General features: G+C 63.0%; 14 protein-coding genes. 9 read left to right on the top strand and 5 right to left on the bottom strand.

Annotation, left to right across the window (positions count from 1 at the left end):
* Window position 1 precedes the first annotated feature (1 nt).
* Window positions 2–652, bottom strand: a complete 651-nt coding sequence (locus AC1DPX_RS26675) for an FMN-binding negative transcriptional regulator (RefSeq protein WP_477240338.1) — start codon at window positions 650–652, stop codon at window positions 2–4.
* A 20-nt stretch (window positions 653–672) separates the two neighbouring features.
* Window positions 673–1,347 (bottom strand): alpha/beta hydrolase, encoded by a 675-nt coding sequence (locus AC1DPX_RS26670; protein ID WP_027046762.1) that lies wholly within the window; start codon window positions 1,345–1,347, stop codon window positions 673–675.
* Window positions 1,348–1,587: 240 nt separating this feature from the next.
* On the opposite strand from AC1DPX_RS26670, the gene AC1DPX_RS26665 reads away from it, so the two are divergent.
* The 8 genes from AC1DPX_RS26665 to sufA all read left to right on the top strand — a co-directional run bounded on the left by AC1DPX_RS26665 (window position 1,588) and on the right by sufA (window position 9,263).
* Window positions 1,588–2,751: a cysteine desulfurase family protein gene (locus AC1DPX_RS26665; RefSeq protein ID WP_477240529.1), complete on the top strand. Its 1,164-nt coding sequence runs from the start codon at window positions 1,588–1,590 to the stop codon at window positions 2,749–2,751.
* Between the two features lie 187 nt (window positions 2,752–2,938).
* On the top strand, window positions 2,939–4,456 hold the full coding sequence (gene sufB / locus AC1DPX_RS26660; protein WP_477240336.1) for a Fe-S cluster assembly protein SufB: 1,518 nt from the start codon (window positions 2,939–2,941) through the stop codon (window positions 4,454–4,456).
* Between the two features lie 27 nt (window positions 4,457–4,483).
* A complete protein-coding gene (sufC, locus tag AC1DPX_RS26655; protein WP_015318168.1) occupies window positions 4,484–5,239 on the top strand; it encodes a Fe-S cluster assembly ATPase SufC in 756 nt (251 codons plus the stop codon).
* Window positions 5,240–5,264: 25 nt separating this feature from the next.
* A complete protein-coding gene (gene sufD, locus AC1DPX_RS26650) occupies window positions 5,265–6,533 on the top strand; it encodes a Fe-S cluster assembly protein SufD (RefSeq protein WP_477240334.1) in 1,269 nt (422 codons plus the stop codon).
* 115 nt (window positions 6,534–6,648) lie between these two features.
* Window positions 6,649–7,890, top strand: a complete 1,242-nt coding sequence (locus AC1DPX_RS26645) for a cysteine desulfurase (RefSeq protein WP_477240332.1) — start codon at window positions 6,649–6,651, stop codon at window positions 7,888–7,890.
* A 5-nt stretch (window positions 7,891–7,895) separates the two neighbouring features.
* A complete protein-coding gene (locus AC1DPX_RS26640) occupies window positions 7,896–8,288 on the top strand; it encodes an SUF system Fe-S cluster assembly protein (protein ID WP_477240330.1) in 393 nt (130 codons plus the stop codon).
* Window positions 8,289–8,291: 3 nt separating this feature from the next.
* On the top strand, window positions 8,292–8,789 hold the full coding sequence (locus tag AC1DPX_RS26635; RefSeq protein ID WP_477240328.1) for a DMP19 family protein: 498 nt from the start codon (window positions 8,292–8,294) through the stop codon (window positions 8,787–8,789).
* A gap of 93 nt (window positions 8,790–8,882) precedes the next feature.
* Complete coding sequence (gene sufA / locus AC1DPX_RS26630) at window positions 8,883–9,263, top strand: Fe-S cluster assembly scaffold SufA (protein WP_013532156.1); 381 nt, start codon at window positions 8,883–8,885, stop codon at window positions 9,261–9,263.
* Window positions 9,264–9,303: 40 nt separating this feature from the next.
* Here sufA and AC1DPX_RS26625 read toward each other — a convergent pair whose 3' ends face one another.
* Complete coding sequence (locus AC1DPX_RS26625) at window positions 9,304–9,801, bottom strand: GFA family protein (protein WP_202354688.1); 498 nt, start codon at window positions 9,799–9,801, stop codon at window positions 9,304–9,306.
* A gap of 90 nt (window positions 9,802–9,891) precedes the next feature.
* Between AC1DPX_RS26625 and AC1DPX_RS26620 the strand changes: the two genes are divergently transcribed.
* Entirely contained in the window at window positions 9,892–10,215 is a 324-nt protein-coding gene (locus AC1DPX_RS26620) for a TfoX/Sxy family protein (RefSeq protein ID WP_477240326.1), read from the top strand.
* A 1-nt stretch (window position 10,216) separates the two neighbouring features.
* On the opposite strand, the gene AC1DPX_RS26615 is transcribed toward AC1DPX_RS26620, so the two are convergent.
* A complete protein-coding gene (locus tag AC1DPX_RS26615) occupies window positions 10,217–11,134 on the bottom strand; it encodes a pseudouridine-5'-phosphate glycosidase (RefSeq protein WP_202354686.1) in 918 nt (305 codons plus the stop codon).
* A 74-nt stretch (window positions 11,135–11,208) separates the two neighbouring features.
* The gene (locus AC1DPX_RS26610; protein ID WP_477240324.1) at window positions 11,209–12,153 is read right to left on the bottom strand and encodes a carbohydrate kinase family protein; all 945 of its coding nucleotides are present in this window, start codon (window positions 12,151–12,153) and stop codon (window positions 11,209–11,211) included.
* Window positions 12,154–12,187: the final 34 nt, after the last annotated feature.

Here is a 12,187-nt window from a genome sequence, read left to right as displayed (position 1 = left end):
ATTAATTGCTGTCCAGGCCGCCGTAGGATCTTACCAGGCGCGCCATGTCGGATGCGTTGGCGACTTCGCTTTCCAGCCCCTGCGCCACGCCGGCGCGATCGGCGACCGGTCGGTTCTGGCTGACCTTCCACTTGCCGTGGATCTCGCTGATCTCGATCTCCAGCCCGATGATGCCCTTGATCTGCGACTGGATGAAGGGTGGCGGCGCATCGGTCACCGCCCAGGGCGCCTCACGCGCACCTTCCTGGGAGGTGGTCAGATCGGCGATCTGCTGTGCCAGCCAGTCCTGGTCGTCGATGACTTTGGCCGTGCCGCGCACCTGCACGATGGCGTAGTTCCAGGTCGGCACCACCTTGCCGGTCTCGCGCTTGGTCTCGTACCAGGACGGCGTCACATAGGCATCGGCGCCCTGGAAGACGATCAGCACGGGCAATGCCGGATTGTCGGCGATGAGGCGCCAGTGCGGATTGGCCTTGGCCAGGTGAGCCCGCAGTCTGCCATTTGGCGACGCTTCGGCGTCGATCAGGAAGGGAATGGCGTTGGCGACCGGGCCGTCAGGCCCGTTCGAAATCAGCATGCCGAGCGGATGCGCCCTGATCAGGCCATGCAGCGCGTCGGGCCGCGTTTCCTGGAAATGGGGAGGCTCGTACATCGGCGCTGCGCCTTCCCTGTCTATCTCAGCCGCTTCGGCCTTGGATCGGACAACTCGCCCGCCAGCCGGCGATCGAGATAGTCGGCGCATTCCTCGATCAAAAGATCGGCGTGGTTGGCGAAAAAGTGGTTGGCGCCGGGCAAGGTCTTCTGCGTTATGGTGATGCCCTTCTGCGTGTGCAGCTTGTCGACCAGGCCCTGCACATCCTTCGGCGGCGCCACCTTGTCGGCGTCGCCATGGATGATCAGGCCAGATGAGGGGCAGGGCGCCAGGAACGAGAAGTCATAGGTGTTGGGCTGCGGCGCGATCGAGATGAAGCCCTCGATCTCCGGCCGGCGCATCAAGAGCTGCATGCCGATCCAAGAGCCGAAGGAATAGCCGGCGACCCAGCAGCTCTTGGAATCCGGGTGCAGCGACTGGACCCAGTCGAGTGCGGCGGCGGCATCCGACAATTCGCCGGTACCGTGGTCGAATTCGCCCTGGCTGCGGCCGATGCCTCGGAAATTGAAGCGCAGCGTGGTGAAATCGCGCTTCTGGAACATATAGAAGAGGTCGTAGACGATCTTGTTGTTCATCGTGCCGCCGAACTGCGGATGCGGATGCAAGACGATGGCGATCGGCGCGCTCTTTTCCTTGGAGGGCTGGTAGCGTCCCTCCAGGCGGCCGGCCGGACCGGTGAAAATGACCTCAGGCATGAAATACTCCACTTGGGTAATACGAATGCGCGGCGCCCGGAACGAGTCTTCCTCTGGCCTTGACGCAGGGCGAGCGTCTTCTTAGAAGCTAGTTTAGAACTATTCAAAACTGAGTGGCCAGACGTCGAGCCCGGCCACCCGCGCCGCAAGCCGCGTAAATAGGACGGCTCGCCTTGGAATTTCAAGGAAATAACGCCATACGACGACCGAATGGCTTCTGACGGGATCAACTGGACGAAAATGGCCGCAAAACGCGCCTATCTCGACTATAATGCCAGTGCGCCGCTGCTCCCAGCGGCCCGCGAGGCCATGGTCGCGACGCTCGACGTGAGCGCCAACCCGTCATCGGTCCATGCCGAGGGGCGCGCCGCGCGGCGCCTGATCGAGACGGCAAGGCGCGAGGTCGCGGCTCTGGTCAACGCCAGGCCCGAACATGTCGTTTTCACCTCCGGCGCGACCGAAGCTGCATCGACGCTTCTTTCTCCGGATTGGCAGATGGGACGCGGCAGCGTGCGCATGAGCCGGCTCTACGTTTCCGAGGCCGATCATCCCTGCCTGTTGAATGGCGGGCGCTTCCCGGCGGCGCAGGTGACGCGCATCGGCGTCGATGCCGACGGCATTGCCGACCTTGACGCTTTGTCCGCGGCGCTTGCCGGTCACGACAAGGCCGATGGCCTGGCGCTGGTCGCCATCCATGCCGCCAACAACGAGACCGGTGTCATCCAGCCGATCGATCGCATCGCCGAAATCGTCAAGGCAGCTGGCGGCATTCTTGTCGTCGACGCGGTTCAGGCCGCCGGGCGCGTTTCCATCGACATGTCAGCGGGTTACGCCGATTACTTGATTCTGTCTTCGCACAAGCTCGGCGGTCCCAAGGGCGTCGGCGCCATCGTCGCCGCAGCCGATCTGATGATGCCGAAGCCCCTGATCAATGGCGGCGGCCAGGAGAAGGGCCATCGCGGCGGCACGGAAAACCTCGCGGCTATCGCGGGTTTTGGCGCTGCCGCCCGCGAAGCGCTGGCCGGACTGCCGGCGATCGATGCGGTGCGCAAGCGCCGCGACGAGATCGAAGCGATCGTGAAAATGCTGGTCCCGGACGCGGAAATCTTTGGAACCGGCGCGCCAAGGCTTGCCAACACGACATTCTTCGCTATTGCGGGCGTCAAGGCCGAAACCGCGCAGATCGCCTTCGATCTTGCCGGTGTGGCGCTGTCGGCCGGCTCTGCCTGTTCGTCGGGCAAGGTCGGACCGAGCCACGTGCTGAAAGCCATGGGCTATGGCGACAGTCTTGGCGCCTTGCGCGTGTCGATCGGCCCGGCGACGGGCGCCGAGGACATTGAATTGTTCCGCACGGCGCTGGCGGGAATTGCCCAGCGTCGGGCGGGCAGGGAACAGGCCGCCTGACGCGGTCAAAGGAATTCAGGCTTCGCAGCCTGGTAGAGCCGTGCGTTTGCAAGTGGCCGGGTGAATTTCCGGTCGAGACGCACTATATGGAACTTACGCCGCTTCCGGCGCCTCCAGGGGCAGCCATTCGCGGTGCCATAGTTTGAAAACTGTCGGGCCTTGACCCCGGCGTGGATGGAGAACGCATATGCCTGCTGTGCAGGACACGATCGATCGGGTCCGAAAGATCGACGTCGACCAATACAAATACGGGTTCGAGACCGAGATCGCTGTCGACAAGGCCCCCAAGGGCCTGAGCGAAGACATCATCCGTTTCATTTCGGCCAAGAAGGACGAGCCGTCCTGGATGCTGGAATGGCGCCTGGAAGCCTATCGGCGCTGGCTGACGCTGGAAGAGCCGACCTGGGCGCGCGTCCATTATCCGAAGATCGATTTCCAGGACATATACTATTACGCGGCGCCCAAGAGCACGCCTGGCCCGTCCTCGCTCAGCGATGTCGATCCTGAGCTGCTGAAGGTCTACGAGAAGCTCGGCATTCCGCTGCGCGAGCAGGAGATCCTCGCCGGCGTGCAGAAGACGGATGCGTCCGATCTTGAGGAGCCCAGCGACAACGTCTACAAATCGGGCCGTGTCGCCGTCGACGCGGTGTTCGATTCCGTCTCCGTCGTCACCACCTTCAAGAAGGAACTGGCGCAGGCCGGCGTCATCTTCTGCTCGATCTCGGAGGCCATCCGCGAGCATCCGGAGCTGGTGCAGAAATATCTCGGCTCGGTCGTTCCGACGTCAGACAATTTCTACGCCACGCTGAATTCGGCTGTGTTCACCGACGGTTCCTTCGTCTTCGTGCCCAAGGGCGTGCGCTGCCCGATGGAGCTGTCGACCTATTTCCGCATGAACGAGAAGAACACCGGCCAGTTCGAGCGCACGCTGATCATCGCCGAGGAGGGGGCTTACGTCTCTTATCTCGAGGGCTGCACGGCGCCGCAGCGCGACGAGAACCAGCTGCATGCCGCGGTCGTCGAACTGGTGGCGCTCGACGATGCCGAGATCAAGTATTCGACGGTGCAGAACTGGTACCCCGGCGACGCCGAGGGCAAGGGCGGCATCTACAATTTCGTCACCAAGCGTGGCGACTGCCGTGGCGACCGTTCGAAGATCTCGTGGACGCAGGTCGAGACCGGTTCGGCGATCACCTGGAAGTATCCGAGCTGCATCCTGCGCGGCGACGATTCCCAGGGCGAATTCTATTCGATCGCCGTGTCGAACGGTTACCAGCAGGTCGATAGCGGCACCAAGATGATCCATCTCGGCAAGAACACGTCGAGCCGCATCATCTCCAAGGGCATCGCCGCCGGCTTCTCGCAGAACACCTATCGCGGCCAGGTCTCGGCGCACCGCAAGGCGACCAACGCCCGCAACTTCACCAACTGCGACAGTTTGCTGATCGGCGACCAGTGCGGCGCACACACCGTGCCTTACATGGAAGCCAAGAACTCGACGGCGCAGTTCGAGCACGAAGCGACGACGTCGAAGATTTCCGAGGACCAGAAGTTCTACGTCATGCAGCGCGGCATTCCCGAAGAGGAAGCCATCGCGCTGATCGTCAACGGATTCGTCAAGGACGTCATCCAGCAGCTGCCGATGGAGTTCGCCGTCGAGGCGCAGAAGCTGATCGGTATCTCGCTTGAGGGCTCGGTCGGCTGACCGGACAGATATTCAGGAAACAGAAGAATGCTTGAGATCAAGAACCTCCATGCCCGCATCGTCGATGACGGCACCGAAATCATCCGCGGCCTGAACCTGACGGTGAAAGCCGGCGAGGTCGCCGCGATCATGGGCCCGAACGGCTCGGGCAAGTCGACGCTGTCCTATATCCTCGCCGGCCGCGAGGACTATGAGGTCACCGAAGGCGACATCCTCTACAACGGACAGTCGATCCTCGAAATGGATCCGGCCGAGCGCGCCACGTCGGGCATTTTCCTCGCCTTCCAGTATCCGATGGAGATACCGGGCGTGGCGACCATGGAATTCCTGAAAGTGGCGATGAACGAACAGCGCAAGGCGCGTGGCGAGGAGCCGCTGAAGATCCCGGAATTCCTGAAGCGGGTGAAGGAAGCCGCCGCCTCGCTCAGCATGGACATGGCGATGCTGAAGCGGCCGCTCAATGTCGGCTTCTCCGGCGGCGAGAAGAAACGGGCCGAGATCTTGCAGATGAAGCTCCTGGAGCCGAAGCTCTGCGTGCTCGACGAGACCGATTCCGGCCTCGACATCGATGCGCTGAAGATCGTCTCCGACGGCGTCAACGCGCTGCGCGCGCCGGACCGGGCCTTCCTGGTCATCACCCACTACCAGCGCCTGCTCGAACACATCGTGCCCGACAGCGTGCACGTGCTCTACAAGGGCCAGGTCATCAAATCAGGGGACAAGTCGCTGGCGCTCGACCTCGAAGCCAATGGCTATGCCGGCGTGATCGGCGAAGCCGCGTGAGATGCCAGAAGGCAAGGTCAAACTGATGAATATGCACACACAACCGCAGCGGACACCGGCCGAAACGGCGTTGATCGACGCGTTTGGCGATCGGCTGTCGCTGCTGCCGGGCGACGGCGCGGTGATGCTGAAGCGCGACGACGCGATCGAGGCGATCAAGCACGGCCTGCCGACGCGCCGCGTCGAATCCTGGCACTACACGGATCTGCGCCGGCTGTTGAACGCGGTGCCGGATTTTGACCCGGCCGCCATGGCCAAGGCCGTCGCGCCGATCGTCGAAGGCTCCGCCGTTCTGCCGGTCCTGAACGGCAAGTCCGACGCCAGGACGCCGGAGCTTGAAGGCGTTACCGTCCAGCGCATGTCGGAAAAGCTGATTGATGGCAGCATCGCGCCGGGGCTCGATCCCTACGGCAGCGACGATGCGATCGGCGCGCTGAACACCGCCTTCGTCGCCGACGGCTATTTTGTCGACATCGCCGACGGCACGGAATTGGAAAAGCCGGTCGAGCTGCAGAATTTGCAGGCCGGCGGCCAGACCCATGTGCGCCTGGCTGTTCGCGTCGGCGCCGGCGCCAAGGCGGTTATCGTCGAGCGTCAGGCGGGTGATGGCGCCGCGCTGGTCAGTTCGGTCAGCCAGCTGGTGCTCGGCGAGGGCGCCGAGGTGACGTGGCTGATCGTCCAGGAGCAGCCGGAGACGGCGACGCATCTGGCGCAGTTCAAGGCCCATATCGGCAAGAACGCGAAACTGACGCTGTTCGTCATGAACGCCGGCGGCAAGCTCGTGCGCCAGGAGGTCATGGTCAAGACGACGGGCGAAGGCGCCGATTTCAAGCTGCGCGGCATCAACCTTCTGGCCGGTGATACACATAGCGACGTGACGATGGTGCTCGACCACGCCGTGCCGCACACGACCTCGACGGAGATCATCCGCAACGTGGTGACGGGTAAGGCGCGCGGCGTTTTCCAGGGCCGCATCAACGTCCACCAATATGCGCAGAAGACCAACGCCAAGATGGCCTGCAACACGCTGCTGTTGTCGGACGATGGCGAGTTCTCGACCAAGCCGGAGCTCGAAATCTTCGCCGACGACGTCGTCTGCGGCCATGGCGCGACGGTGACCGAGATCGACCACGACCACCTGTTCTACCTGATGGCGCGTGGTGTCGACGAGAAGTCGGCCCGCGGCCTGCTGGTCAAGGCCTTCGTCGCCGAGGTGATCGAGGAACTGGACGATGAGACGATCGTCGAGGCGCTGGAAGCGAGACTCGACGACTGGTTTGTGACGCATGGGTGAGGAGCGGTCGGCGTAGCCGACAAAAAGCCAACGATTTGGCTTTTTGAGCGACGAACGCCCGGAGCCATAGCGAAGGGCCGGCTGACGCTGGAGCCCGGGTATCGAAAGACAGACGATGGACCAGAAAGTCGAAGCCACCCCCTACGACGTCGAGGCGATCCGCCGCGACTTCCCGATCCTGTCGCGCGAAGTCTATGGCAAGCCGTTGGTCTATCTCGACAATGGCGCCTCGGCGCAGAAGCCGCAGGTGGTGCTGGATACGATCCAGCATGCCTATTCCCAGGAATACGCCAACGTCCATCGCGGCCTGCATTTCCTGTCCAACGCCGCGACCGACGCCTATGAAAAGGCGCGCGAGACGGTGCGCCGTTTCCTCAATGCGCCGAGCACCGACAACATCGTCTTCACCTCGAACACCACCTCGGCGATCAACACGGTCGCCTATGGCTACGGCATGCCAAACATCGGCGAGGGCGATGAGATCGTGCTGTCGATCATGGAGCACCACTCCAACATCGTGCCCTGGCATTTCATCCGCGAGCGGCAGGGCGCCAAGCTGGTCTGGGTGCCGGTCGACGATCTCGGCGCCTTCCACATCGAGGAATTCGAGAAGCGGCTGACCGACCGCACCAAGCTTGTCGCCATCACGCAGATGTCGAACGCGTTGGGCACGGTGACGCCGATCAAGGAAATCGTGCGCATCGCGCATGCGCGTGGAATTCCGGTGCTGGTCGACGGCAGCCAGAGCGCCGTGCATATGCCGATCGACGTCCAGGATCTCGACTGCGATTTCTTCGTCTTCACCGGCCACAAGGTCTACGGGCCTTCAGGCATCGGAGTGCTCTACGGCAAGAAGGACATTCTTGCGGGCATGCGCCCCTTCATGGGCGGTGGCGAGATGATCGAGGAGGTGACGGAGGACATCGTCACCTACAATGAGCCGCCGCACCGCTTCGAGGCCGGCACGCCGCCGATCGTCCAGGCGATCGGGCTGGGTGCGGCGCTGGAATACATGGAAAAGATCGGCCGCGAGCGCATCGCGGCGCATGAGGAAGACCTCAAGACCTACGCGCATGAGCGGCTGCGCGCCATCAACTCGCTGCGCATCTTCGGCGATGCGCCTGGCAAGGGCGCGATCATCTCCTTCGAACTGCAAGGCATTCATGCCCATGACGTGTCGATGGTGATAGACAGGCAGGGCGTGGCCGTACGGGCCGGCACCCATTGTGCCCAGCCGCTGTTGAAACGCTTTGGCGTAACCTCCACATGCAGGGCATCGTTCGGCATGTATAATACCAGGGCCGAAGTCGACGCTTTGGCCGAGGCGCTTGAAAAAGCGCGCAAGTTTTTTGGGTGACGACCATGGATGATGCGAGCATCGCTGCCGAGACCACTCCGGAAACCGGCACGAACGCCGTCGTTTCCGCCTCAGCCATTCCCGCCGACGAACTGGCGCGGCTGACCGACGACATCGTTTCGGCGCTGAAGACGGTCTACGACCCGGAAATCCCGGCCGACATCTACGAGCTCGGCCTCGTCTACAAGATCGACATCGAGGACGACMGTTCGGTCAAGATCGACATGACGCTGACCGCGCCGGGCTGCCCGGTGGCCGGCGAAATGCCCGGCTGGGTCGAAAACGCCGTCGGCGCCGTCGAAGGCGTGTCCGGCGTCGAGGTCAACATGACCTTCGATCCGCCCTGGTCGCCCGACCGCATGTCGGAAGAGGCGCAGGTGGCGGTTGGCTGGTATTGAGGGGTGCTGCTGGTGGAGGAGTGGGAAATAGACGTTCCCGAGTTCTTGCCGCCCGCAACTATGAAACTTATGCAGCGCTGGGGTGGTGTTCGGTTTCTGGATGCCTGCAACGCGCCAAACGAGTTTCATTCGATCCTGCAAGAGTTGCCAGCCGATGTCGTCGATGTCCTTTGTGCGGACCTGCTACTCGGCGATGTCCTAAATGGAAGCTTCCACCAATATTTCCACAACTCCCTTGGAATTACGGTGGATCGGGCCATATCCGCGATGCAGGCACTTGGCCTGCCAGATCATGCCGAGGCTGCTAGACGTGCATTGATGGTTTTTGGCGCAGACTTTCCTCAAGATCGCCTTGCCAGAATGGACAAGATGGATGAATTGCCGGAGACGGCATTCGACGAGGCGACTGATCGATTTTATGCAGCTGAAGACAGCCATCCGATAGGAATGCACGAGGTACTGCAACGGCAAGCCAGCCAATTGCTGTTGAAGGCACACTGAACGGACCGGGGTTGCGCCGGCCAACATTCTTCACCATTTTAGGTGAAGACTCATTCCACAGGCCTTGAACCTGTGTGAACGCGGAGAACAAGAATGGGACGCTTTGCCGTCATCACGATGACCGAAAAGGCCGCCGACCGGGTGCGCGAGATCGTGGCTACCCGTGACAACGCGCACGGCATTCGCCTCGGCATCAAGAAGGGCGGCTGCGCCGGCATGGAGTACACGGTCGACCTGGTGACCGAGCCCAATACCAAGGACGACCACATCGAGCGCGACGGCGCCCACGTTTATGTCGCGCCGGAAGCCGCGCTGTTCCTGTTCGGCACCGAGATGGATTTCGAGCAGACCACGCTGCGCACCGGCTTCACCTTCCACAACCCGAACCAGAGCTCGGCCTGCGGCTGCGGCGAATCGGTCGAACTGAAGCCGGCCGACCTCAAGGCGCTGGCTGAAGCACGCGCCTCGGCCTGATACCTCGTCCCTCTCCCCGTAGAACGGGGAGAAGAAAATCTCAGTCCACCCACATCCCAGTCCGCTTGTGCCAGTCCGCGATCGATTCTTCGGGGTAGACGTCGAACGTCTTGTCGCCATTGCCGATCTCAGGCTCGACCCAGTTCGCCTTGTATTTGAGCATCAGATGCACCTTTTCAGGAGCCTTCGGCAGGTCGCTGTCGATCGCCGAGGCGAAGGGGTGCACGAGCTCCGGCCATGTCGGGTCGTAGAGCCAGAGCGCCGACCCGCATTTCTTGCAGAAATTGCGCTCGCCGGTCGAGACCTCGCAATGGGGATGCTCGTCGTCCTCGATCTCGGCCCGATAGACGCCAAGGCTCCTTTTGCCCCTGATGTTCAACGTCTCGTAGTCGGCGCCGAGATTGATGGCGAAACCACCGCCACCCTGCTGCTTGCGGCAGATCGAGCAGTAGCACAGCATGAACGGCACGGGTGTGTGGCTTTCCACCTCGAAACGGACGGCGTTGCAGCGACAGGACCCCTTGAGTAGAAGCGGCATTGCAAAAAACTCCGGTGGAATGGCCTCAACCTGTCAGCATGGTTTTGGTTGCGCGATGACAATGTCAAATGCCGGTGACATGATCGCGGCATGGACAATGAACGCATCGCCGAACTCTTCGCCGGCCTCGGCCCGGTCAGCATCCGCAGTCTGTTCGGCGGCAAGGGAATCTATTTCGACGGCGTCATCGTCGCCATCGTGCTGCGCGGCGAGTTGCTGCTGAAGGCCGACGAGCAAAGCGCGCCGGATTTCGAAGCCGCGGGCTGCCAGCAATGGACCTATACCGGCAAGCGCCACGGCAAGCTGGTCGCCATGCCCTACTGGAGTATTCCCGACAGCGCCTTTGACGATCCCGACGAGATGACGGTGTGGGCACGCCGCGCCTATGAGGCGGGCCGGCGCGCAGGGAAGTGAACTACAGGGCCTTGGCGATCTCGGCCGCCAGCCGCGCATTGTTTTCGACCAGCGCGATGTTGGTCTTCAGGCTGCGGCCGCCGGTCAGTTCCAGGATTTTTCCCAGCAGGAACGGCGTCACCGCCTTGCCGGTCACGTTGAGCGCCTCGGCGGCCTTTTGCGCCGCTTCGATATAGCCCGCCATCTCCTCGGCCGGGATTTCGTGGTCTTCCGGCACCGGGTTGGCGATCAACATGCCGCCACCCAAGCCCAGTGCCTGCCGCGTCCGGAAGAAATGCGCGATCTCTTCAGGCTTATAGAGGGTCAGCGGCGCGCGGAATGGCGACTGCCGCGACCAGAAGGCGGGCATGGTCTCGCAGCCATGGCCAACCACAGGCACGCCGCGCGTCTCCAGCACTTCAAGCGTCTTTTCGATGTCGAGGATCGCCTTGGCGCCGGCCGAGACGACGATAACCGGCGTGCGCGCCAGTTCATCGAGGTCGGCGGAGATGTCAAAGCTCTTCTCGGCCCCCTTGTGCACGCCGCCGATGCCGCCGGTCGCGAACACCTTTATGCCGACCATATGGGCCGCGATCATCGTGGCGGCGACGGTCGTGCCGCCGGTGCGTCCTTGCGCGACGGCGAAGCCGAGATCGGCGCGCGACAGCTTCATGGCGTCACCCGTCATGGCCAGCGATTCGCGCTCGCCGTCGGACAGGCCGATCTTGATGCGACCGCCGACCACGGCGATCGTCGCCGGCACCGCGCCGCCGTCGCTGATGATCTTCTCGACATTGGCTGCCATGGCGCCATTGTCGGGGTAGGGCATGCCATGGGTGATGATGGTGCTTTCCAGCGCCACGACAGGACGCCCGGCGGCCAGGGCTTGCGCCACCGGCGCGTGGATATCGATGAACGGGCGGGCTGTATCTGGGGTCATCTGGATCTCCAACCTGGAGCGCCCACGTCCATGTCGACGCTTGGCTGCACTCCGGACTTATGAATTTGCCGGTCTCATGCCACTTCCCTGGCATCGGGCACAAGAGCCAGTGCTTCCGCGAAGCTCGCCGCGGTGAAATCGGGAATGGCGTTGGCGCTTTCGATGGCCAGCGTCGCCGCCGCAACACCTTCGCGCAGGGCCTGGCGTAGCGGCAGGCCGCGCAGCAAGGCCGCGATCGTCGCGCCCGCCAGCGCATCGCCGGCGCCGGTGACGTCGGCGATTTTTCTCGGAGCAGGGGGCAGGATCGAAAACGCGCCCGTTTCATCGAAACCCAGCACCGGCGCGCCGCCTGCCGTGACCACGCCGTTGGCAAGGCCGCTGCATCGCAGGCCGTCGACGACATCGCGTTCGCCGGCATTGGCGTTGACGCCGGCCAGCACGACGGCCTCGCGCCGGTTCATGAAGACCAGCGCCAGCGCGCCGAGCACCGGTATCAGCCGCACCACCTTGGCCGGCGAAATAGCTATGGCATAGACCGGCTTGCCGGCGGCAAGCGAAACCAGCCGCTCCAGTGCCGCCGACGGCAGATTTGCGTCGCACAAGATGGCGTCGGCGGCAGCGATCGCCTCGCGGACCTTGGAGCGCCTCATCTGCTTGGGGAACGCCAGATCATAGAGCGCCATGTCGGCGAACCCGACGATCAACTCACCCTCGCTGTCGATCAGTGCCGTATAGCTCGGCGTCGTGCGGTCTAGGAAGACCGCCGAAAGGTCGGCGATGCCAGCCTCGGCGATAGCGCGGGAAACGGTATCGCCCGCCGCATCGCCGCCCCGCATCGAAAGCAGCGAAGCGGAGACGCCGCGCCGCACCGTGCTGCGCAGCGCGTTGAACACGCCGCCGCCGACATCCTCGCGCATCGTGCCGGGATTGGACGCGGCCGGCACGTAGGCGCCGGACACCTGGCCACGCCGGTCGATGTGGGCGCCGCCTACGGCCAATATCTCTACGGATTTCACCATGCCGGCGATATGCCCTTTGTTATTGCAACTGCAC

This window comes from Mesorhizobium sp. 01N446 (assembly GCF_056399285.1).
The sequence above is the reverse complement of the archived record's forward strand: the minus strand, read 5'-3'. Positions and strand labels throughout refer to the sequence as shown.

Bases quoted from the DNA above. Each gene is read 5' to 3' on its own strand.
- AC1DPX_RS26675 (WP_477240338.1), bottom strand. From the start codon at position 652: ATGTACGAGCCTCCCCATTTCCAGGAAACGCGGCCCGACGCGCTGCAT.
- AC1DPX_RS26670 (WP_027046762.1), bottom strand. From the start codon at position 1,347: ATGCCTGAGGTCATTTTCACCGGTCCGGCCGGCCGCCTGGAGGGACGC.
- AC1DPX_RS26665 (WP_477240529.1), top strand. From the start codon at position 1,588: ATGGCCGCAAAACGCGCCTATCTCGACTATAATGCCAGTGCGCCGCTG.
- sufB (WP_477240336.1), top strand. From the start codon at position 2,939: ATGCCTGCTGTGCAGGACACGATCGATCGGGTCCGAAAGATCGACGTC.
- sufC (WP_015318168.1), top strand. From the start codon at position 4,484: ATGCTTGAGATCAAGAACCTCCATGCCCGCATCGTCGATGACGGCACC.
- sufD (WP_477240334.1), top strand. From the start codon at position 5,265: ATGAATATGCACACACAACCGCAGCGGACACCGGCCGAAACGGCGTTG.
- AC1DPX_RS26645 (WP_477240332.1), top strand. From the start codon at position 6,649: ATGGACCAGAAAGTCGAAGCCACCCCCTACGACGTCGAGGCGATCCGC.
- sufA (WP_013532156.1), top strand. From the start codon at position 8,883: ATGGGACGCTTTGCCGTCATCACGATGACCGAAAAGGCCGCCGACCGG.
- AC1DPX_RS26625 (WP_202354688.1), bottom strand. From the start codon at position 9,801: ATGCCGCTTCTACTCAAGGGGTCCTGTCGCTGCAACGCCGTCCGTTTC.
- AC1DPX_RS26620 (WP_477240326.1), top strand. From the start codon at position 9,892: ATGGACAATGAACGCATCGCCGAACTCTTCGCCGGCCTCGGCCCGGTC.
- AC1DPX_RS26615 (WP_202354686.1), bottom strand. From the start codon at position 11,134: ATGACCCCAGATACAGCCCGCCCGTTCATCGATATCCACGCGCCGGTG.
- AC1DPX_RS26610 (WP_477240324.1), bottom strand. From the start codon at position 12,153: ATGGTGAAATCCGTAGAGATATTGGCCGTAGGCGGCGCCCACATCGAC.